Here is a 21,790-nt window from a genome sequence, read left to right on the forward strand (position 1 = left end):
TTTCAGTCCATATTTATTATTTCATTATTTATGATTTCGTTAAAAACTCGTCCAGATTCAACACTGCATTGGCAACAAGCATGTAGGCAGCTTTTGAAGGCAGGACCTTTACATTGCTTTTTGCTAAATCTTCATTCAAAAATTTGGCTGCTGAATCAGGCTTTTTGCTGAAATCAATCAACGCTTTTTGATAAAGATGTTCCAGCTCTTTGAGTTTCTTTTCATCGGCATCCTTCAACATTGCACGTTTATAACCGACACGGATACTATTTCTAAGGTTTCCATTTCCCTCCTTTTCCATAATAGCCCCCAGATGTTTAGCTGCTTCGAGATAAACAGGATCGTTTAATGTGGCGAGCGCTTGTAGCGGTGTATTGGTACGGATTCGGTCGACCAAACAAACCTCCCGACTAGAAGCATCGAAAGAAACAAAGGAAGGATAAGGACTCGTACGCTTTAAAAACGTATAGATGCCCCTTCGGTATTGATCTTCTCCAGCACTTTTCACCCAGGCCTCACCGCTGTATACAGTCATCCATACCCCATCCGGTTGGTATGGCATTACACTTGGTCCATACATTTTATTGCTGAGCAATCCACTTACGGCTAAAGCCTGATCACGAATCTGTTCGGCAGATAACCTAAAGCGAGGTCCCCTTGCCAAATAATAATTCTGTGGATCCTTTTCAAAATTGGAATTGTTCAGGCTAGAGGACTGCTTATAAGTTCCGGATAATACCATCTCGCGGATCAATTTTTTAATACTCCACTTTTTGGTATTCATCAGATCTAGGGCAAGATAATCTAGTAATTCTCGATGAATCGGCGGAATACTCTGTGTGCCCATATCTCCCAATGGTTCAACTAGCCCCCGACCAAATAGTTGAGCCCATACGCGATTAACTAAAGTTCGCGCTGTCAATGGGTTTTCCTTACTGACAATCCACTGCGCAAAACCCAAACGATTGCGTTGAGCCCCCTTAGGGAAACTATTCAGTGACGCCGGAACCGTGGGCTGCACTTCCGCACCTAGGGACAAGCGGTTACCGCGTATAAATACATTTGTCTTACGATGCATGTCTTTGGGATTTTCAATCATGATTGGTACTCCCTCAGGTTGCATATTGACCAACTGGAGAAAAGTTTTTTGAAAATTCATATTATCCAGTGACTTTTCATGTGGAAAGTTCTCGCGAAATGCAAACCATTCAATCATGCAGATCGGCTGTCCATGAGCGACAGATGGATTCTTGAAAACCAGATATAAGTCATGTACACCACGAGTCGCACTTATGGGAGACTGAATAACCTGTCTTCCATTCGTACTCGGTAAATCAATAACGGCAAGTATTGGTCCGCTAGGTTTATCCAAGTGAATTTCCAATTTTCCTCCTACTGCACCTGTCCAGAAATTCATGAAGAATTGTTGTTTATTATTCAGGTTTATTGCCCTTAATCGAGCCGATCCTCCAGTTCGCACCCCCAACCATTTCGTATCATAAAGCGCACCATCTACTATTTGGTCGCTGTAATGCGCATGGACTTTGGGCTCAAGGGTGTGAAGGAATAGATCTGTTGATTTTACCAAGCTTGCATTTCCTGTCGTCGACAACCACCTCTTTATACTGTCAATTCGCTTTTCATCCTGTGTAGTATAAAAACGCAGTTTAGGATGATCACCTTGGGTATCTTCATCTCTGGTGTTGTTAAAAAAAGCTAACGATTTATAATATTCTTCAAATTTAAACGGATCATAAGTATGACTATGACATTGCACGCATTCGAAGGTCGTACTCAACCATACTTGATAAGTTGTATTTAAACGATCCAAAACCGCAGCCATCCGAAATTCCTCACTATCGGTCCCACCCTCATCATTATTCATGGTATTGCGATGGAAGGCGGTTGCGATAAGCTGATCCTTGGTTGGCTCCGGCAGCAAATCCCCGGCAAGCTGTACAATCGTAAATTCATCATAAGGCATGTCCTTGTTTAAGGCCTTGATGACCCAGTCCCGATAAGTCCATATCGTGCGCGAGCCATCCTTTTCGTAGCCCTTCGTATCGGCATATCGTGCCATATCCAACCACCAACTCGCCCACTTTTCGCCATATTTCTGAGAAGCCAACAGACTGTCTACCCGCCGGGTATAAGCATCATCACGCTGGTCTGCTTCAAAGGCTTGAATCTCCGCCAACGAGGGTGGGATACCAATTAGATCCAAATACACTCTTCGGAGCAACAATGCTTTATCGGCTTCATCTGCAAAGGACAATTTCTTCTCCTTCATCTTATCCAAAACAAAAAAATCTATCGTATTGTTCACCCCTTTGGGCTTTACACCAAATATACTGAGCAACGAAAAAGGTTTAGGGACCTCCGTTTCCTTAGGTGTTGTATAGGCCCAATGCTCTCCCCACTTAGCTCCTTCATCGATCCATCTTTTGAGTATATCAATTTCATCGTCATTCAGTTTAGGGGCATTGTAAGGCATACGCAATTCAGGATCATCGGAAATCAGTCTCTTTACCAGTTCACTGTGTTCGCCATCGCCACGAATAATTGCTGATTTGCCTGACTCGGCTTTGGCGAATGCCTCATTTTCAAAAAGAAAACTTAAACCACCATTTTTTTTAACCCCACCATGGCACGTGATACAATGTTTATTCAATATCGGTTTAACATCAGCGCTAAAATCAACTGGCTCTTTTTTTCCAAAAGTCAAAATGCTTGTACCAATAAGCACAAGCGCCAATAATATTAGCACCAAAATCTTTTTTTTCATAGCCTGGGGATATATCTATTCTGTATTATTTTAGGTTTATGCACTAAACGAAATGAATAATGATTATTTTCTTCGTTAAGTGGAGCCGAAACTATTCCATAAATGTGCTCGTTTCGAGTAGGATAAAATTAGAGAACAACACTGGATTATACTAAAACTAGATTAACAGAAACATAAACAATATTACCCCTTGCCCTTGCGAGATTTTCTGGACACTATAGACCCACCTGCTCAAAAGGTTGATTTAAGACAGCATAACGTACTTTCCTTGGTTAAACAGCAGACAATAAAACAACACTTTTGCGACATATTTATTCGAATCAAAAAGTATAACAATTTCGATACGAATTAACTTTTTTAGTTTTCTGCACTGCATACAACCACCGCTAAATTTGCTATTAAAATGATTTCAACAGGCTCAAGGGCATCGCATAGATAAAATAGTATGCAAAAAAGTAACAATAGTGTCAGTATCTCCCCTTCCAGAGTTTTAAATTTACAAGCTAACCCTTTCAATTATGAAATATCTTTATTTAATACTCTTCTGTTCGTTTACAGTGTTCTCTTTCGGTCAACCGACACCGGACAACAACCTCCATTTCGATCAGTTAGCTTCGCGGTGGGATGAAGCCATTCCGTTGGGAAATGGTCAATTGGGTGCACTGATTTGGAAAAAAGATAATACGATTCGATTTTCACTTGATCGCGCAGATCTATGGGATGAAAGAAAGGCCTTTGCAATAGAAAACCACAATTTCAATTGGGTCCAACAACAAATAAAAAACAACAGCTATGGCATTGTACAAGAGTGGGGAGACGCTCCTTACGATAGATCCCCCTATCCCACCAAGCTTCCAGCAGCGTCGCTGTTCTTTGACTTAGCGAAATTTGGCCCTGTCGTTTCGAACGTACTTGACCTGGAACAGGCCACCAATATTCTTAAATTCAAAGATGGTCGGATATTAAGAACCTTCATACACGCCTATAAACCCTTTGGCTATTTTGAAATTACAGGAAACAATGTGAGTGAACTTGTTCCTCAATTAATTCCCCATCAATATGAAAATAGCGCAAACAAAGATGAAAACAAAAGCGTTGTAGAAGGTCAAGATTTAGCAAGATTAGGATATAAGCAAGGAAATATAACCAGAACCAGCAATTACGAAGTGCTGCACCAAAAAACTTATGACAATCATTTTTTTGAAGTTGTATTGAGATGGGAAAAAATATCAGCTAAAAAACTGATTGGATATTGGACAATCGTCAACGATCAAAGGGCAAACCCTTCTGAACTTTCCCTCAAAAAATACACCGAAGAACAAGTAAGCCATTTGCATTGGTGGTCAAACTATTGGTCCAAATCAAGTATAACTATTCCTGAAAAAAATCTTGAAAAGCAATATTATCTTGATATGTACAAGCTCGGTGCTGTCGCAAGAGAAGGCGCTCCAGCAATTACGCTTCAGGCCGTCTGGACGGCAGATAATGGTGGCCTCCCCCCTTGGAAAGGAGACTTTCACAATGACCTTAACACCCAATTGAGCTATTGGCCAGCCTATTCGGGGAATAGATTAGCCGAAGCCAAAAGCTATACAGATTGGCTCTGGAAGATCCGCAAAAAAAATCGCGACTTTACGAAGCAATATTTCGGTGTCGATGGGCTGAATGTACCCGGTGTCCTTACTTTAAATGGAGACCCTATGGGTGGATGGATTCAGTATTCTCTTTCTCCTACGATTGGTGCTTGGGCGGCCCAACATTTTTATTGGCAATGGAAATATAGTATGGATAAAACCTTTCTAAGAGAACAAGCCTATCCCTATATCATTGAGTCTGCGACTTACCTTAAGAATATAACCACATTAAAAAATGGACTCCGTTACCTGCCTTTGAGTAGCAGTCCCGAATACAACGACAATAGTGTATCAGCGTGGTTTGACAACTGGACCAATTTCGACCTTAGCTTAGCGCATTTTCTATTCCAGGCTGCTACTGAGGTGAGCACAGCAATGGGAAAACCGCAAGAAGCGCAAGCTTGGTTAAAATGTAAGGCCCAACTACCTCATTATGCGACGGATAAAACCGGACTACAAGTTGCTGTAAATCTTCCAATGAAACATTCCCATCGGCATATGTCTCCCTATATGGCAATTTATCCATTGGATTTATTAGACATCAATAATCCGCAGGAAAAAAAGCTCATCGAAAGTTCCCTAGATCATATTGAAAAACTGGGTACCCGTGCGTGGGTAGGTTATTCCTTTGCATGGATGGCTTGTTTACACGCGCGAGCTAAACAAGGAAAGGAAGCCGTTAGCAATCTTCAAAAATTTGCACAGAACTTTTGTTCCACCAATTCCTTTCATCTGAATGGCGACCAGAAAGGTGGGCAATATTCAGACTTTACGTATCGACCATTTACGTTGGAAGGCAACTTTGCATTTGCGCAAGGAATACACGAATTGCTCATTCAGAGCAAGAATAACTATGTAGAAATCTTTCCAGCCTTACCTGCTGAATGGGCAACAGCATCTTTCAAAAATTTAAGAACGATGGGCGGATTTATCGTAAGCGCTGAGAAAAAAGGAGATAAAATCGTTATGCTGAAAATAACTGCGACCGAAGATGGTACCTTTCGAATTTTTGAACCCAAGACGCTCATGCATGTCAGTACGAAAAAGACCTTACAGAAAGATAACACCATACAATATGTGAAACTAAAAAAGGGGCAAACAGTAAACTTATGTAGTCTATAAAGGCGGTCCCTATGTAAGTTGGAGGCAACTATAAAAAAAGCGTTTCAACCAAGTGTTGAAACGCTTTTTTTAATACTGTTCTGCAATTTATGCGAGTTCAATCAAAAATTCCTCTTTCGGAAGTCTAAATTTTTTCAGCTTCAGCAACCAATCTTGTTCTTCCATCCGATAGCCTAAAGGAAGCATAACTGCACTCTTCAATCCCAGTTTATCTAAACCAAGCAGTTCATCCAATTCGGCATTTGAAAAACCCTCCATAGGGGTTGCATCAACGCCTAATTCAGCTGCCTGAGCGATTGCCAAACCAAAAGCAATATAGGCTTGTTTAGCCGCATGGGCTGCTTGTTGCTCAACGGATAGGCTTGATAACTGTGCTTTCAATCTATTTTTATACTCGTCAGTGGTGTCTAAAGGTAAACCTCTCAAGGCATTCATCTTGTCGAAGGTACTATCAATACGTTCGTCCGTATAGCTATCCCATCCTGCGAAAACCAATAAATGTGAGCTATCAGCAACAATTTGTTGGCCCCAAGCCACAGGTACAATTTTTTCTTTTAATTCCTGATTCGTAATCACAATCACACGGAACTGTTGAAGTCCAGACGAGCTCGGAGCCATACGTGCTGCCTCCAAAATCTTATCCACATCTTCCTGAGCGACCTTTCTTGTAGGGTCGTATTTTTTTGTGGCATAACGCCATGCTAGGGTATCTAATAAAGCCATTTTATTCTAATTTAAATGATCAATAGCAACATCATAAAGTTATGTAAAGATACATAAAAAAATAAATGTCTAAACATCAAAACAAAAGACTAAAACAATAAAAACTAGGACAAAAACACAATGCTTTTCGGCATTTGTTACTAGACTTTTAATGCCCAAACACAGTATATTTACTTGTAATCGCAAGCAAATGCCTATTTTATTCAAATTTATTAAGACCTTTGTACTGGTTTATATCCGATCAAAACAAAATGACCTTTAATCATTGTTCCCGGTAGTTATAAATAACAAAATAAAAAACAGAGCTCACCTGCTCCACAATAAAAACATCAGCGATGTCTATAACGAATGAAACAGAACTAACAGGCATACAAAAAGCGAGCGATGCCGTTGCCATCACCTTAAAAGCTATGATAGCACATGCTCAAGTGGGTATGTCCACGAAAGAGCTTGACGAATATGGAGCCGAAATATTAAAAAGCATGGGTGCAAATTCTGCTCCTGCTCTTACCTATGGTTTCCCGGGCTACACCTGTATCAGTATAAACAACGAGTTTTGCCACGGAATACCTACCGCGGAAAGGCTATTGCAAGAAGGTGATTTGATCAATATCGATGTATCTGCCGAACTGGATGGATATTGGGCCGATAATGGTTGTTCCTTTGTTATAGGAAAGGACATATTTCAACACGAAAAATTGGTAAAAGCATCAAAAGAAATTCTTCAAAAGGCAATCAATACTATTCGTGGTGGTGTGAAAATAGCCGATATTGGGCATCTCATAGAAACTGAAGCGAAAAAAAGAGGTTATAAAGTCATCAAGAACCTTGGCGGACATGGTGTAGGAAAAAGTCTTCACGAGGAACCCGATGAATTGCTTAACTATAAAAATCGCTTCGACCAACGAAGATTTCGAAAAAATACCGTTGTTGCTATTGAAACCTTTATTTCAACGACCTCCACATACGCGACCGAACTCAACGACGGCTGGACAATGGTTGGGGACAAAGGTGGATTCATGGCTCAACATGAACATACAATTCTCATTACCGATGGCGCTCCTGTTATATTAACAGCACAGAATGCAATTTACTAAGCAGGAATAAGAAGGCACCTATAGGTCTTTTCGAACAAGTTATTGAAAGCTAATCGAAAAGACCTATTTTCTTTGCAACAAGACTTCAAGCTTGCGGTGGCGTACATAGTCCCTTCATCTCAGAACTAGAGGTTGTTATAAAAATTAAGGGGCCTCTCATAACGAGAAAACCCCCAAATAATATATTTTTATGGCTAAATAATTTTTGTCAATACCAAAGACTAATCTTACTGGATAAATGGCTACGGCAGTAAATGTAGCGTATTCTTCCCAACAAAAAAGTGATGAAAATCACTTTTACCAAAAATTTTATTTCCATTTTCAAAATTCAGCTTCTCTCATAACATCCCCCCCAACTCATCTATGCTCTGTTAACTGTTTTGATAACTATTTTGAGAGACACCAAACATTGGAAAGACTTTTACTATCCAAACATGTGTCATCCATCCTTTACTTCTTGCTTAGTTGTCTTAATAAACATTGGGATTGCTCATCTATTTTATGAATTAAGTTTACACAAAATTAAGGTGGACATGGCGGCGATGAACTACCAATAAATCACCAAATACTACCATTTTGATAAGAGCGACAAGATGGGATCAAGTGGGATTTATATAAATGTTTTACATAATTTCGATCAAAAAATCACCAACAAAAGCTAACTTCGCTGCATATACACATCACAGAGAGGTAATAATTGCAATAATAGATAGCATGGCATTGAAAGAATTACAACACAGCAAAATATATGGCGCAGATAACGGTGGCACTCCATTAATTGTTCTGCATGGGCTTTTTGGTATGGCAGACAACTGGGGATCCTTTGGTCGTAGTTTCGGAGAGAAAAGACAGGTACATTTACTCGATCTTCGTAATCACGGACGAAGTTTCCATAGTGAAGATATGTCGGTGGAAGTTATGGTAGAAGATCTGCTGGCCTATATAACATCCATTGGAGCAGATAAAGTACTCCTATTGGGCCATTCTTTGGGCGGAAAAGTAGCGATGCAATTTGCTATTGATCATCCCGAAAAAATTGAAAAACTGATCATCGCTGATATAGCCCCTAAAGCTTATCCTCCACATCATGAGGATATCTTCGATGCGCTATCTGCTGTCGATATCACAACACTGGAAAATAGGAAAGATGTACAAATAAAGATTGAACACTATTTGAGTGATCCGGGAGTGATCCAATTTTTATTAAAAAATGTATATATCAGAGAAGATCGGAAATTAGATTGGCGCTTTAATCTGGATGTTTTAAAAAATAAATATACGGAGTTCATCACTGTCGGGGTCAAATCAGGAATATTCAACGGTCCCACATTATTTCTACCTGGAGAGAAATCAAGATATATATTACCTGAGGATAAAATTAAGATCAGGGAACAATTTCCAAATGCCGTGTTTAAGACGATTCCCAATGCCGGTCACTGGGTTCAAGCCGAAAATCCACAGGCATTTGACGCATTTGTTGCCGAGTTTTTAGATCAATAAAAATTAGCTACATCGAATGTCCACTCCTATCTATTGGTTCTTACCACCTTTAGTTAGGAGTAGACATTCAATACTATTATTTCAACGCCTTTGCGTAGGTCTTTATCGCGCGATCACGGGCAAACTGATGGTCAACAATAGGCTCACAATAGTCTGAAGTGTCTAATTCAGGAACCCATTGTTTTATATATTCCTGATTTTTATCGAACTTCTCAGCCTGAAGCGTCGGATTAAAAACCCTAAAGTACGGGGCTGCGTCACAACCACTACCGGCGGCCCACTGCCAGTTACCATTGTTGGCCGAGAGATCATAATCATTTAGCTTTTGTGCAAAGTAGGCCTCTCCCCATCTCCAGTCGATCAAAAGGTGCTTACAGAGAAAACTGGCTGCGACCATTCGTACGCGATTGTGCATATAACCCGAACTATTCAATTGGCGCATACCCGCATCTACCAAAGGATATCCAGTGTCTCCGTTGCACCATTGCTGGAATTCTACCTCGTCATTGCGCCATTGTATGGCATCGTATTGCTTTCTAAAAGATTCCGTAACAACATGCGGATAATGGTAGAGGATCTGCATAAAAAATTCACGCCAGATCAATTCAGACAACCAGGTCGCATTGTGTTTTAAAGCAAAAGTAACACATCGACGAACACTGATTGTTCCAAAGCGAAGTGCAATCCCCAATTTGGTTGTACCCATTAATGCCGGATAATCGCGGGTGGTATCATAATGGTCAATAATCGTCGCATTCAGCTCTGGTTCTTCAAAAATAAGGTCAGTTTCCAGAAACCCCAAGTCCGCCAAAGAAATAATCTGCTGATGGTTTTGCTGAAAGAAAAATCCCGTTGTGCAGGTATAGGAAAGATGGTCCTCAGGACGTAATTTCTCCCGCCATTTTTTTGCATACGGCGTATAAACCGTATAGGGTGTTCCATCGTTCTTTAAAATATCTCCTTTATCGAAAATAACCTGATCTTTCACAGCTTTGAAAGGAATTCCCATAGCTGTACAAAGCTCGAAAATCTCTTTGTCCCGACGAATTGCTTTCGGTTCATAATCCCGATTACAATAGATTCCCTGCACATCAAATTTTTCAATCAGCTCCCTGAAGATAGTAATAGGTTTACCGTAGAACGTATTCAAAGTTGCACCGCTTTCTCCGAGTATGGTATTGATACGGATTAAAGCCTGATGGATGTAATGAAGACGTCGATCTTTTTTATCCTCCAATTGCATTAGAATATCCTCGTCAAATATGAATATAGGTAATACAGGATAGCCCGAAGCTAAGGCGCGAGTAAGCCCAGCATTATCATTCAGACGTAGATCCCGACGAAACCAAAACACAATAATTTTATCTTTTTCCATAAAAACGACTAATAGTTGAATTCACTACCCCATGTTAACAATTTTAAAGGGCAAAAGGTTAGCTCGATAATCTAGGTGTAAAATACCTATATAAACAAACTGAACCATCAAAGGTACTCGAAATTCCCCTTGATGGTTCACCATTGAATAATTTTATTGCGTTAGTTTTTCAAACTCGCCATGTCAATAACAAACCTGTATTTAACATCGCTTTTCAATAGTCTATCATAAGCATGATTGATATCCTGCATTTTAATCAGCTCTATATCAGAGATAATATTGTGTTTACCACAAAAATCAAGCATCTCCTGTGTTTCGGCTATCCCACCGATCATAGAACCTGAAAAACTCTTACGTGTTGGAATCAGACTAAAAGGAGCCACAGGAAGTGGATGTTCCGGAGCGCCAACAAGAGTCAAGGAACCATCTCGTTTCAATAAACTTAAATAGGCATTGATGTCATGTTGTGCAGAAACACAGTCCAAAATGAAATGTAATGTTCCTGCATGTTCCTTCATTTGTTCTGCATCAGTTGACAAGATCACCTCATCGGCACCTAAACGTTTGGCGTCATCAACTTTAGAAGCAGACGTTGTAATAACAACGACCTGCGCTCCCATTGCTTTTGCGATTTTGACTCCCATGTGTCCCAAGCCACCGATACCTACTATACCAACTTTTTTTCCTGGTCCCACATTCCAATGCCTCAAAGGTGAATAAGTGGTAATTCCAGCACATAATAGAGGTGCTGTCGCTGCGAGATCCAAATTTTCAGGAATGTGGAGCACAAAATCCTGATCTACTACAACACGTTCAGAATAACCACCAAATGTCTGTTTATTAAGGTGCTTATCGTGTCCGTTGTATGTTTGGATATTTCCATTTTCACAATACTGTTCCAGTCCTTCCTTACAACTTTCACATTCGCGACAACTATCGACCATACAGCCTACACCGGCCAAATCGCCAACTTTAAACTTGGTTACAGCGGATCCAACTTTAGTAATTCGACCCACAATTTCATGACCGGGTACATTCGGATAAACGGTTCCGCCCCATTCATTTCGCGCTGTATGTAAATCCGAATGGCAAACTCCACAAAATAAGATATCAATCTCGACATCTTTATCCTTCACTTCACGGCGTTCAATATCCATCTGTTTTAGATCAGCCGTTGGTGCGCTTGTTCCAAAAGCTCTAATTGAAAATGTACTCATACTTGATAAAATTGTTGTTTTCTGTTTTAAATAAATGCATAAAATTCCCATGATACAACACAGATTCCATCCGCACGATAAAATTAACCAATGGATGTGAAAAATGTTTTGAAGGAACGATATCAAAAGTAAAAAGTAACTTTCAGAATGATTTTGCTATAAAGCTCAAATTGATATTTCTTTACGGCTCATCGCATCATGCCTGAACATCTCTAATAGGCTAGCTTTGTAAAGCGGACAGACTAATCAGTATCCTCGACTTGCACAAATTGCATTGCCAAGCCCTGTTTCTGGCATATATTCAGAATAGAAAATTCCAGTCGGGTACTAATCCGCAGAACAAGCAAAAATTGCTGGTCATCCAACAATAAATCAATATTTTTTATCTCCGGGAAACTCTGATAGAGAAAATGATAAATCTCGCTAGCTTTCCACTTCAGCTTACGAGATAAAGAATAAACAACTTTATACATATTTAGATTATTTCAAAATTTTAACGGCAATTTGTTGTAATTGGTGGTTCAAAAAACGCATCTGTTTCAGTTCCTCAAAATCTCGGGCTAGTCGAACCTTTTTATTTTCATTTTCCAGCGCAAGAGCTAGGCTATCCAAGCGCTCCACATCGTTGTGTATTAATAAATAACAATCAATATCTGGATCCAACAACCCCATCATTTCAGGGCGGATTGTTTCCTCTGTCTCCACCATAACCAAAACGCATCTTTCTGATGCAAAGCTATCCACCGACTTTCCTACTTTCGCATTTAACACCATAGTTGTAATCCTGTTTATTGTCTGTATAAAAAGAATCGACCAATCAAAATAGACATATTTTGTATTTTTGTCGAAACAAGCTTCAAAAAAAAGAACAATAAATCTACATCCTTACTGTTCAAAATAATTACTTCGCGCTACCCTCCGAATTGCTAGCGTAGTCCCTTAACACATATACTTGTCAACCAGGAAAGCCTAGCTTCAAAATCTGGAAAACGATCAAAAAGTAAAACTTCCTGCTCAAAACAACGTGATGTTGTCACTAACATTTCGGATAAAAACAGGATATCCTTTTCCTCTAAGGCCTGAATTTCTTTTTTCCCAACGGCTAATTCAATCATTTCACGAATCAACTTAATCTCGTCGTCCAGCATATAACGTGTTTTCGAAACCATCAAGACTGGATCGGATTTCATATCTTCGAATGCGAGATGAAAACGTTTGGTAATTAAATTAATCTGACGTAGTTTTGCTTGTAAAAAACCGACTAAATTATCTTCCAGTGAAGCGTCCCTGTTATAAGTTCTACGCGCGACCTCAAACACTTGCTGACATAGATACTCCGCAATTGCATCAAAGACATCCATTTTACTGGTAAAATAGTAATATAACGTGCTCCGACCCTTTCCACAAGCTTTTGAAATATCCTGCATAGAAACCCTTGCAAATCCATATGTTTCAAACACTTTCATGGATGATAAGATAATTTCCTCTTTAATATTTTCCTGTTGACCTGTCATTACTCGACAAATCTACAAAAAATGTCGAAAAATCAATTCACCCAGCCAACTTTTTTTTCGCCACTCATTGTAGGTGTCATTCTCCTGATCCAGTAATTGAATTCGCTCCACATGTTCAATTTTATTCATTTCTATAGGATTAAGGGGTAAAAGGTTCATTCGGCTCCTCAAGCTGTTTATTGCACTTTTATCTTCAACGGGATAAATACTGCCACCGCTGCTTAACTGTGTCCCATAACGTTGCGGCTTACTTTTGAAAACCTGAATTCGATCGTGCAAATAAGCCAGATTTGCGAGATTGATGTCCATAATATTATCAAGAAGCAACTGATAACAATCTTGCATAAATTGAGGTTCTCCTATCGCATGCTGAACAATCAGCCAAGCTGAATTGCTAGCCGCTTCGCCGACTTTTGAAATAGTTGGATAACCTATTTCGGCAATGATTTCACGTAGTCTTTCTGCATTCCGTTGGTGAATTGTTTCCATCTCCGCATGATATCGACCATGAAGCTCTCCCCTCTGTAATAACTTTTCCCGCATTGATTCGTCGTCCTGCGCTAATCGGATAATCTCTTCCGCAATATTTCTATATAACATCTCAATTTTCTAAAATCTTTACTACGTATTTTACTTCTCTAAATCCTTTCCGCCTGGGTCGGTAACCCATTATATTCATAAGCTATTAATCTCAACTACTTCTTTCGACGGGAATAGACTACGCTTTATGTATAATCTTAGTCAGGTGACTTACATCGGTCAGCCCAAATTCAGCAGCAATTTCCTTTAAGGTAACTCTTCCTACTGCTATTCGTTGACGTATTAATGTACTGCGGTAGTTTTGAATATAGTCCCGTAAGGTAATCCCTGCCTGACGTTTAAAATAAATACCGAGATAATCGTTGGCAATATTAAAGTGCTCCGCCATCATTTGTATCCGCAGACAGTTGGGATCGTAAATATTTTTATGAATATAGCAAAACATAGCCTGCAGATCGCGACTTTTGGTACTACTACGACGCAATTCAGGCATATTTCGCTGCAGAACATGTGCAATGCTGAATAATTGCAACCAAATAAGTTCCTGATTTCCGATTTGATCTTTCTTAAATAAAAGGAGTATATCAAAGATCTGTTCTATCACCATCTTATCTTCCCCCGCTAATTGAAACCCCATCTGATGGGTTTCTCTACTTTTTATGATATATTCCAGCTGTTGTATTGCGGGCGTAGCACCCGAAGTGTCACGACCAAGGTAGGCGTCGGTAAATTTAAGATAAACAAAATGTGTGAGTTGTTCGATTTCAAAATAATGCTGATCATCTGGCCCAAGTAGAAAGATCGTTCCAGCCTCGTATGGAAATGAATGTCCATTAACGATATGTCGTCCGACACCCTCCCGAATAAAAATAAACTCGTAATGATTGTGATTGTGTTCGGGATGGTTCCATTCGAGCATCTTAAATCCTGAAATAAGCACCGGTTCAAACTGACGATAACGTTTCATTTCAGAAATATACATAATTATGTTGGATTTTTACATTAAACCCCACCAGGCTTCCAACTAACTTTGGCCTTATAAATAATAGATAAAGATGAAGACTAGAAAAAACACCGCTTTAGTTGTGGGCGCTAATGGCGTCATAGGCAACAATCTCATAGACTACCTTGAAAAGACGGAAGAATGGGAAATTATAGGTTTATCACGACGAACAAATGCCGATCGGAATAAGGTTCGTTTTATTGCCGTAGATTTATTAGATATAGCCGATTGTATCAAAAAACTAGGCAACTTGGATTCAGTCACTCATATTTACTATGTTGCATATCAGGATAGGCCGACCTGGGCTGAGCTGGTAGAGCCCAATATGAGAATGCTAAGCAATGTTTTGACTGTGGTGGAACCAATAGCAGGTAATCTTCAACACATCAGCTTAATGCAGGGGTATAAAGTATACGGTGCTCACCTGGGCCCTTTCAAGACGCCGGCCAAAGAATCAGATGCCGGACATATGCCACCTGAATTCAATACCAGCCAACAGCAATACCTCGAACAACTGCAACAAGGTAAGAAATGGACTTGGTCGGCGATCCGTCCGTCCGTTGTTGGTGGAACGGCTCCCAATAATCCGATGAATCTAGCGTTGCTCATTGCTGTATATGCTTCTATCTCAAAAGAACTCGGTATTCCGCTTCGGTTTCCAGGAAAAATTGGCGCTTTTCAGACATTGATGGAAATGACCGATTCAACACTATTAGCCAAAGCAACGGTATGGGCATCGACCAATCCACAAGCGGCCAATCAAGCCTTCAACATTAACAATGGCGATCTCTTCCGCTGGAAGGAACTATGGCCCAAATTAGCAGCCTATTTTGATATGAAAAGTGCTGACCCGATCCCGCTATCGCTCGAAACAATGATGGCAGATAAGGAGCCTGTATGGCAAAAATTAAAAGAAGAGCATGCATTAAGCTATAACTATGCGCAGGTTTCAGCTTGGCCTTTTGGCGACTTTGTCTTTTCTTGGGATTATGATTTTTTTGCCGACGGCACAAAGGCAAGGCGGCTCGGTTTCCATGAATTTATCGATACTGAACAAATGTTTTATCAGCTCTTTGACGAAATGCGTGAAAAAAGAATAATTCCATAATAGCAAAGATTAAATTTTACCGTCTATTTTTGTAACTTACCTAGCTCAAGCACAACCTTTACTTCATTACAAATTCATCCGGTATCATTTTATCGATTCATAGTCAGAAGGATAGCGGATATTTTGATAAAACAAGCAATATGAATACAAAAAAAGCCTTTGTAGTAGGATCAGGAAAACTTGCAAACGCAATACTGGAAGCCGATTATTCCATTCCCAATGTAGAAGTTTCACCTTGGCAACCATCCATTACAACGACATCTCCATCTATTGTTATACATGCCGGATCTGGCCGGGAGTTACAAGATTGTCTTGATTTTTGTGCACGTACGGGTTCGGTATTAATTGAACTGTCGACGGGGCTAGAGACCGAAAAGCTTGAGACTGCTTTTCCACTTGTTATTTGCCCGAATACCTCCATACTTTTGCTAAAAACGCTCCATATGCTTCAACAATTTGGTCATAATTTCAAAGACTATGAAATATCTATTACAGAGTCTCATCAGGCCTCCAAGAATACTGAACCAGGTACAGCTTATCATATCGCCAACTCTTTACAGGTCGCTCATGAGCGTGTTGTCTCCATTCGCGATGCGAAAACGCAAGCTTATAAAATAAATATTCCCGTTGCCTACTTAGAAAAGCATGCCTACCATCAGATTGTGATCAAAGATAAAAATGATGAAATTAAAATTGAGACCAAGGTCCTCGGACATGATTCTTATTCAAATGGTGTCAAAAAAATCCTTGAAGCATGTGTCAAGAATAAATTAGCTAACAGAAGGCATACGGTGTTGGATTTGGTCGCTATGGGGCTACTTTAGTTAAAACTTTCAATTTAGATAGTAGGTTTCTATAAGAGGAGTAAAAGAGAATCCATTTGGTTTTCTTCGAAGCCACAACAATTTATAAAATGGGATTTGGGGCCAATTTTTTCATTGTTTTTATTTTTCTACCACTGCTGGTAATTCTAATGTTATGCGGAATTTTCACAGAAAGACGCTTCTTTGGTTACGCAATTTTATCTCTCATCGGTGGCGCAATTCTACTTTTTTCTTTGTCTCAACTTTTTCAATGGATCGCTAGCCCAAAAATCTTAAAAAAATAAGATTATTATGGGACTTCTTGCGTCAGATCCAACGGTGTACCGAAGTCCTTTAGGCTTCTATTTGGTATTTTATTCGTCGAAATATAACAACGTTTTTTTTGAAAAAGACTGACATTCAAGCGTTATTTAACATGTCACGATATTTTCTCTGTGTACAGGTCACTGTCCTACGTAATATGCATAAAAAAACACCATAAATTGGTGTTTTTTTATTTTATAATAAATATAGGATTAGTTTGCCGACTGCTATTTCCCTTTTGATCTTAGAAATCGTTTTGACAAATATCGCCGCACGGGGATATCATATAACTTCAAACAGCCGTATGCAAGCACAATACTTCCGATCACAACAGCTGCTGCTCCCGGCAGAGATTCTTCAAAACTCAGATTTTCATTCTTGACCCAAGCATAGTATAGATAAATAAAGGGATAATGTACCATATATAAAGGATAGGATATATCGCCTAAAAACTTGCAAAGCCAACTTGTAATACCGCTTTCTCCCTTGCCAGATGCTCCTAAAACAACAAGCAAAGGGAAAACAACAACACAACATAATGTATCGTACAGACCATTCATCCATAAATGCTCGGCCCCACCAATGCGCGGCATAGCCAAAAGAGGTACTAAGATCAAACTACAAATCCAAAATGCCCCCTTGATCTTTAAAGATTTAAATATCCTCGATAGAAATAGACCCGCTGTAAAAGAAAATAAAAGTCGAAGTGAACCTGCCGTAAATTCTGTTCCTGTGAGTGAAAAACCGGCACAGATATCTCCCAAGGGTCCCAATATCGCAAATGCAGCCAAACCTATTCCGAATAAAATAACGAGTCCGGCTAATGCTTTGGTCGAAAATCTTCGAATGACCAATGCATACAGGATATTACCGATGTATTCAAAAAACAACGACCAGCTTGGTCCATTTAATGGAAACATCTCCCCAAGCCCTCTCACCTCATGTCCCGGAATCGCAGGAATTAACAAAGCATTCAATAGGGTTGCGATTGCCAGCGAAGAAAATGTCACTTTTGTCACATCCCAAACAGAACAACCCTGAAAATAGAACATAACCGCTCCAATGATCGCTCCCATAACAACCATCGGATGTAAACGTATTATTCTTCGTTTGATAAATTCTTTTGTTGTCATCGTCTTCCAGCGATCATCATAAGCATAGCCCACAACAAACCCTGAAAGCATAAAGAAAAAGTCGACCGCCAAATAACCATGATTAATTCGCTGATCTAAATGGCTCGTTGCAAAGGCTTCAAAAATATGAAAGCAAACCACTGTAATAGCTGCGACACCACGTAACCCATCAAGTACAGCATAATGTGGTTTGGTATCTGCATAAGCGGAAGTCGGTATTTGAGTATCTGACATAAAAATAAAACGATTTGATTGATTTTTTTACAAGGAAGTAAATATAAACAAATTCGCTTATGCAGGTTTGTAACAAGTTTGACGGTTACCCATTATCTACATCTGTCATTTGATAATGGGAATATAATCCGGTAAGTAAACCTGCTCTTTTTGCATATTTTGGATGTAAATTTTAGAATAAATTTCCAAACGGATATCGGTGATGTCTGTAGTCGTCGGCTTGTCAACTTCATCTTCTCCAAACGAAAAAATCTGTTCTTCCCTTCTATTTTTTTTTATGTAGAAAATAGTAAAAGTCTTTATTTTCCCAACCTTTTATACCACTTCCCGCATCATCTTGAAGCGTCAATTTTGTAAACGAGTTCTGTAGATAGTTGTAAATATTTTGAAAATCATCTTTATTTTTTGAAGTCTTCAGTGCATATAGATAAACCAATTCACCATTTTTATCCTCTGCCATAGTCAAGGCTGGAAAAGAAACTCCGTTTAATACAGCTAAAGTATCCTTTTCTTCATTGTAAGAAACAGTTGTATAACGGTAACCGAAATCTTTAACTGGCTTTAATTTCCGTGTTCCCCAAGCTGCGGTAGACTCGATATAAAATAACGTTGGCAGACTCCCTTCTGAATTAAAAATAGCAAGCGTATCCTTTTTAAATATGGCGGTTTCAAAGACTTCTTTCAACTCTTTCTTATCCATACTTTTAACGTCCGCATGCAGCAACTCTTCACTCCTTTTTATTTTGGGGCCATAAAATTTGGATGCATTAAAGGTCCTATCCAATTTTTCAAGTATCACCCGATCCGGATTTTGCGATTGACAGGAATACAGCATACCAGATAAAAGGATCAGACAGCATACACTATAATATAGAAAATGAAACGGCTTCATCGGAATTGTCATTCAAATTATTTTTTGGGTTATGATCTTTACTTTGCCGTAAAGATCTTCAAACTAAAATAAATTTGTATTCATTTGCAAATGAAATTGTGCGGGATTAACACCTTTTGACTTTTTAGAAGTGCAGCGCAATCCAAAAGTACATCGTCGTACCTCGTTCGCTTTGGATCCACGTTGAGTCCACCTTAATAAAGGGCTGTCACTCCAAGAGAATGTCGGATTCATCTCGGATTCACAGGGACTGTGATACGGCTCTGTCCCAATGCAGGTAGCTATCGGGCTAGAACAGAGGCTCACGGGCTGTCAAAGAAGAAATTATGTAAATTGGGCTTCTAAGTTACGAGTCAGACTATAAAACGTATTTTTGCATATAAAAATCAATTTATCTATGTTTGAAATATACAAATTGTGTTAATTTAAATAGATAAAGAACAAGCAAGCGTATATTATGTTTAAAAAGGTATTTTCTTTAGTTTTCTGCTGTTTATCTACAGCCATTTTTTTTCAAAGCATCTGCACAAGATTTCAAGCTTTCCTCTTTACCAAGTCAGTATCAAAAACCGGTCAAAAATGGACTAAAAGCTGCCGGCACGAATCGTAATGAATTGGAAAAAGTACTAGAGAAACTGCCCAAAGAAATGCGTGAAGGCGCGGCTTTTCTCATAGCTTATATGCCTAAGAATGATTTAACGACGATTAAGAGTGATCATCTTATCCATAATATTGAAAAGGCTTACCAGGCAAAATCAACATTTTCCTGGGCTAAGGAAATTCCAGATTCTATTTTTCTAAATGAGGTATTGCCCTATCGTGTATTTTCTGAAGATCTAGACGACTGGCGTGGTGATTTCTACGATCGTTTCTCAAAATATGTAACAAATAGCAAAACGATGAAAGATGCCATTGTAGCCATAAATAAGAATATCAGAGATGAAGTAAAAGTCGATTACAACACCCAACGAAAAAAAGCAGATCAAAATCCATCTGAATCGATAAGCCAAGGGATGGCATCTTGTACCGGATTATCCATTTTACTGATCGATGCATTGCGATCAGTAGGTATACCGGCCCGGATTGCAGGTACACCAAACTGGCATGACAATCGTGGTAACCACAGTTGGGTCGAGGTATGGATGAATGGTAAATGGTATTTTACTGAATATTATCCGGACAAAGACCTAAATTACAGCTGGTTTTTGGCCGACGCAGGGAAAGCCGATCCGAATAGCAAGGAACATTCCATTTATGCGGCTTCCTACAAACCGGCAGCTACCTCATTCCCAGCATGGAGCGAAACAGAAGTATATGCAGATAATGTTTCCCAGCGCTATATTGATCTATTCAATCAGCAATATAGCCAACAATTGAACGACAAATCTTACACCCGTCTAAACGTAACCATGTATCTCAGTAACGATCAATGTCAACCGGAAGGCAGAACAAAATGCAATGTAGATATCTTTCAAGGAAATGATCAAATTGGCGGTGGTTCGACCGCAACTAAACTGCAGGATGCGAATGATTATTTAACATTTATCGTGAAAAAAAATCAGTCTTATACCTTGAGGTACAGCAATAAAAATGGGCCCACCGAAAAGAAAGTAACTGTAAAAGATGAGCCTTTAAATGTGATATTATACTTCAATTAATATAGATTATTATTTCGTACGTTATCATCCCCAACCAAAGTTCCAGCAACCTGAAAACCAATTAGCATTTAAATTATGAAAAATATTTTTGACAAAACAGTGAGTGATGAAGTGATAGCACGGATTCAAAATCTTAATCCAGACAGCAGTGCCCAATGGGGTAAAATGACTGTCGATCAAATGTTAGCCCACTGCAACGTGACCTATGAATTAATCTATGAAGACAAGCATCCTAAGCCTACTGGATTAAAGAAACTACTACTAAAATGGTTTGTAAAGAATCTGGTGGTCAATGAAAAACCTTATAAGAGAAATAACCCTACTGCTACAGAGTTTCTGGTAACATCCAGACGTGATTTCGAGATCGAGCAACGTAGGTTAATCGATTACATTAGAAAAACGCTGGAATTGGGCGAAAATTATTTTGATGGGAAGGAGTCCCATTCTTTCGGCAAGCTGAAAAGCTGGGAGTGGAACAACATGTTTTATAAACACCTGGATCATCATTTGACACAATTTGCCGTCTAATTAATCTCAGTTGCCAACTGGATCGCCAGGCGCAGAAGTGCCCTGACGATCCAATTAAGGTTATCGCCACCAATGATAATAGTTATGCATGCCGTCGTATTCAAATCCACACCTCGGATAAAGACTATTACCGATAACATTTGTTTTCTCGGTCTCAAGCATCAGACCACAAGCTCCAGTCTCTTCACACCAGACTTTACTACGATCTATAAGCCGAACCGAAAGACCTTTACTCCGGTGATCAGGATGCACAAATAGATCACTCAACAACCACTGTCGCTGCAATTTAGTATAATGAAACAATTTATAAAGCTGAACAAAACCAACAGCTTGTTCGCCCTGAATTGCCAAAAAGATTTCTGACTCTCCGTACAAAAATCGGTCCCTCAAAAATTCTTTGGCTTTTTCCAAATCCGATTCCTGTCTGTAGAAAATCCGATAAAGATTGAATAACGCCGCTGCTTGGTCAAGATCCTCAAGACTTGCCTTTCTAATGTTATAATTCATTTCATTAAATAGTTTGATTTATAGTGCAAATGTATCGCAACTCTTTCGTATCGACCTCATCCAGATAGCAGATGTACAGTGGTCCAATCTTCC

Annotated in this window: 18 protein-coding genes; 7 read left to right on the forward strand and 11 right to left on the reverse strand. The window is 39.3% G+C overall.

Going from position 1 to position 21,790, the window contains the following annotated elements; all coding sequences use genetic code 11:
* Positions 1 to 28 precede the first annotated feature (28 nt).
* Complete coding sequence (locus tag BV902_RS18400; RefSeq protein WP_075993194.1) at positions 29 to 2,785, reverse strand: DUF1553 domain-containing protein; 2,757 nt, start codon at positions 2,783 to 2,785, stop codon at positions 29 to 31.
* A gap of 518 nt (positions 2,786 to 3,303) precedes the next feature.
* On the opposite strand from BV902_RS18400, the gene BV902_RS18405 reads away from it, so the two are divergent.
* A complete protein-coding gene (locus BV902_RS18405; RefSeq protein WP_075993195.1) occupies positions 3,304 to 5,541 on the forward strand; it encodes a glycosyl hydrolase family 95 catalytic domain-containing protein in 2,238 nt (745 codons plus the stop codon).
* Positions 5,542 to 5,628: 87 nt separating this feature from the next.
* Here BV902_RS18405 and BV902_RS18410 read toward each other — a convergent pair whose 3' ends face one another.
* Positions 5,629 to 6,264 (reverse strand): nitroreductase family protein, encoded by a 636-nt coding sequence (locus BV902_RS18410; RefSeq protein ID WP_075993196.1) that lies wholly within the window; start codon positions 6,262 to 6,264, stop codon positions 5,629 to 5,631.
* 335 nt (positions 6,265 to 6,599) lie between these two features.
* Here BV902_RS18410 and map point away from each other — a divergent pair, with 335 nt between their 5' ends.
* On the forward strand, positions 6,600 to 7,361 hold the full coding sequence (gene map / locus BV902_RS18415; RefSeq protein ID WP_075993197.1) for a type I methionyl aminopeptidase: 762 nt from the start codon (positions 6,600 to 6,602) through the stop codon (positions 7,359 to 7,361).
* 714 nt (positions 7,362 to 8,075) lie between these two features.
* Entirely contained in the window at positions 8,076 to 8,861 is a 786-nt protein-coding gene (locus BV902_RS18420; protein WP_075994860.1) for an alpha/beta fold hydrolase, read from the forward strand.
* A gap of 76 nt (positions 8,862 to 8,937) precedes the next feature.
* Here the strand turns inward: BV902_RS18420 and BV902_RS18425 are convergent, their stop codons facing one another.
* From BV902_RS18425 to BV902_RS18455, 6 genes are all read right to left on the reverse strand, one after another.
* Positions 8,938 to 10,236, reverse strand: a complete 1,299-nt coding sequence (locus BV902_RS18425; protein WP_075993198.1) for a cryptochrome/photolyase family protein — start codon at positions 10,234 to 10,236, stop codon at positions 8,938 to 8,940.
* A 161-nt stretch (positions 10,237 to 10,397) separates the two neighbouring features.
* Positions 10,398 to 11,453, reverse strand: coding sequence for an NAD(P)-dependent alcohol dehydrogenase (locus BV902_RS18430; protein ID WP_075994861.1), 1,056 nt, complete (start codon positions 11,451 to 11,453; stop codon positions 10,398 to 10,400).
* Positions 11,454 to 11,933: 480 nt separating this feature from the next.
* On the reverse strand, positions 11,934 to 12,227 hold the full coding sequence (locus tag BV902_RS18440) for a hypothetical protein (protein WP_075993199.1): 294 nt from the start codon (positions 12,225 to 12,227) through the stop codon (positions 11,934 to 11,936).
* Between the two features lie 152 nt (positions 12,228 to 12,379).
* Entirely contained in the window at positions 12,380 to 12,967 is a 588-nt protein-coding gene (locus tag BV902_RS18445) for a TetR/AcrR family transcriptional regulator (protein WP_075993200.1), read from the reverse strand.
* A gap of 12 nt (positions 12,968 to 12,979) precedes the next feature.
* Positions 12,980 to 13,567 (reverse strand): DUF6624 domain-containing protein, encoded by a 588-nt coding sequence (locus BV902_RS18450; RefSeq protein ID WP_075993201.1) that lies wholly within the window; start codon positions 13,565 to 13,567, stop codon positions 12,980 to 12,982.
* A gap of 118 nt (positions 13,568 to 13,685) precedes the next feature.
* Positions 13,686 to 14,489 carry an AraC family transcriptional regulator gene (locus BV902_RS18455; protein WP_075993202.1) on the reverse strand — a complete coding sequence of 268 codons (804 nt, stop codon included), beginning with the start codon at positions 14,487 to 14,489 and terminating at the stop codon, positions 13,686 to 13,688.
* A gap of 73 nt (positions 14,490 to 14,562) precedes the next feature.
* Here BV902_RS18455 and BV902_RS18460 point away from each other — a divergent pair, with 73 nt between their 5' ends.
* Positions 14,563 to 15,618, forward strand: coding sequence for an SDR family oxidoreductase (locus BV902_RS18460; RefSeq protein WP_075993203.1), 1,056 nt, complete (start codon positions 14,563 to 14,565; stop codon positions 15,616 to 15,618).
* A 140-nt stretch (positions 15,619 to 15,758) separates the two neighbouring features.
* Positions 15,759 to 16,442 (forward strand): dihydrodipicolinate reductase C-terminal domain-containing protein, encoded by a 684-nt coding sequence (locus tag BV902_RS18465; protein ID WP_075993204.1) that lies wholly within the window; start codon positions 15,759 to 15,761, stop codon positions 16,440 to 16,442.
* Between the two features lie 530 nt (positions 16,443 to 16,972).
* Here the strand turns inward: BV902_RS18465 and BV902_RS18475 are convergent.
* Together BV902_RS18475 and BV902_RS18480 are read right to left on the reverse strand one after the other, a co-directional pair.
* A complete protein-coding gene (locus BV902_RS18475; protein WP_075993206.1) occupies positions 16,973 to 18,112 on the reverse strand; it encodes an acyltransferase family protein in 1,140 nt (379 codons plus the stop codon).
* 265 nt (positions 18,113 to 18,377) lie between these two features.
* Entirely contained in the window at positions 18,378 to 18,911 is a 534-nt protein-coding gene (locus BV902_RS18480) for a hypothetical protein (protein ID WP_157626135.1), read from the reverse strand.
* A gap of 707 nt (positions 18,912 to 19,618) precedes the next feature.
* On the opposite strand from BV902_RS18480, the gene BV902_RS18485 reads away from it, so the two are divergent.
* Both BV902_RS18485 and BV902_RS18490 read left to right on the forward strand, forming a co-directional pair.
* The gene (locus BV902_RS18485; protein ID WP_157626136.1) at positions 19,619 to 20,662 is read left to right on the forward strand and encodes a transglutaminase-like domain-containing protein; all 1,044 of its coding nucleotides are present in this window, start codon (positions 19,619 to 19,621) and stop codon (positions 20,660 to 20,662) included.
* 75 nt (positions 20,663 to 20,737) lie between these two features.
* Positions 20,738 to 21,190 carry a DUF1569 domain-containing protein gene (locus BV902_RS18490; RefSeq protein ID WP_075993208.1) on the forward strand — a complete coding sequence of 151 codons (453 nt, stop codon included), beginning with the start codon at positions 20,738 to 20,740 and terminating at the stop codon, positions 21,188 to 21,190.
* A 60-nt stretch (positions 21,191 to 21,250) separates the two neighbouring features.
* On the opposite strand, the gene BV902_RS18495 is transcribed toward BV902_RS18490, so the two are convergent.
* Complete coding sequence (locus BV902_RS18495) at positions 21,251 to 21,697, reverse strand: GNAT family N-acetyltransferase (RefSeq protein ID WP_075993209.1); 447 nt, start codon at positions 21,695 to 21,697, stop codon at positions 21,251 to 21,253.
* Positions 21,698 to 21,790: the final 93 nt, after the last annotated feature.

Source organism: Sphingobacterium sp. B29, from assembly GCF_001952815.1.
Taxonomy (GTDB): Bacteria; Bacteroidota; Bacteroidia; order Sphingobacteriales; family Sphingobacteriaceae; genus Sphingobacterium; species Sphingobacterium siyangense.

Coding starts and splice junctions, on each gene's coding strand:
- BV902_RS18490 (WP_075993208.1), top strand. CDS start 20,738: ATGAAAAATATTTTTGACAAAACAGTGAGTGATGAAGTGATAGCACGG.
- BV902_RS18410 (WP_075993196.1), bottom strand. CDS start 6,264: ATGGCTTTATTAGATACCCTAGCATGGCGTTATGCCACAAAAAAATAC.
- BV902_RS18495 (WP_075993209.1), bottom strand. CDS start 21,697: ATGAATTATAACATTAGAAAGGCAAGTCTTGAGGATCTTGACCAAGCA.
- map (WP_075993197.1), top strand. CDS start 6,600: ATGTCTATAACGAATGAAACAGAACTAACAGGCATACAAAAAGCGAGC.
- BV902_RS18405 (WP_075993195.1), top strand. CDS start 3,304: ATGAAATATCTTTATTTAATACTCTTCTGTTCGTTTACAGTGTTCTCT.
- BV902_RS18450 (WP_075993201.1), bottom strand. CDS start 13,567: ATGTTATATAGAAATATTGCGGAAGAGATTATCCGATTAGCGCAGGAC.
- BV902_RS18475 (WP_075993206.1), bottom strand. CDS start 18,112: ATGTCAGATACTCAAATACCGACTTCCGCTTATGCAGATACCAAACCA.
- BV902_RS18460 (WP_075993203.1), top strand. CDS start 14,563: ATGAAGACTAGAAAAAACACCGCTTTAGTTGTGGGCGCTAATGGCGTC.
- BV902_RS18420 (WP_075994860.1), top strand. CDS start 8,076: ATGGCATTGAAAGAATTACAACACAGCAAAATATATGGCGCAGATAAC.
- BV902_RS18425 (WP_075993198.1), bottom strand. CDS start 10,236: ATGGAAAAAGATAAAATTATTGTGTTTTGGTTTCGTCGGGATCTACGT.
- BV902_RS18465 (WP_075993204.1), top strand. CDS start 15,759: ATGAATACAAAAAAAGCCTTTGTAGTAGGATCAGGAAAACTTGCAAAC.
- BV902_RS18430 (WP_075994861.1), bottom strand. CDS start 11,453: ATGAGTACATTTTCAATTAGAGCTTTTGGAACAAGCGCACCAACGGCT.
- BV902_RS18400 (WP_075993194.1), bottom strand. CDS start 2,785: ATGAAAAAAAAGATTTTGGTGCTAATATTATTGGCGCTTGTGCTTATT.
- BV902_RS18445 (WP_075993200.1), bottom strand. CDS start 12,967: ATGACAGGTCAACAGGAAAATATTAAAGAGGAAATTATCTTATCATCC.
- BV902_RS18455 (WP_075993202.1), bottom strand. CDS start 14,489: ATGTATATTTCTGAAATGAAACGTTATCGTCAGTTTGAACCGGTGCTT.
- BV902_RS18440 (WP_075993199.1), bottom strand. CDS start 12,227: ATGGTGTTAAATGCGAAAGTAGGAAAGTCGGTGGATAGCTTTGCATCA.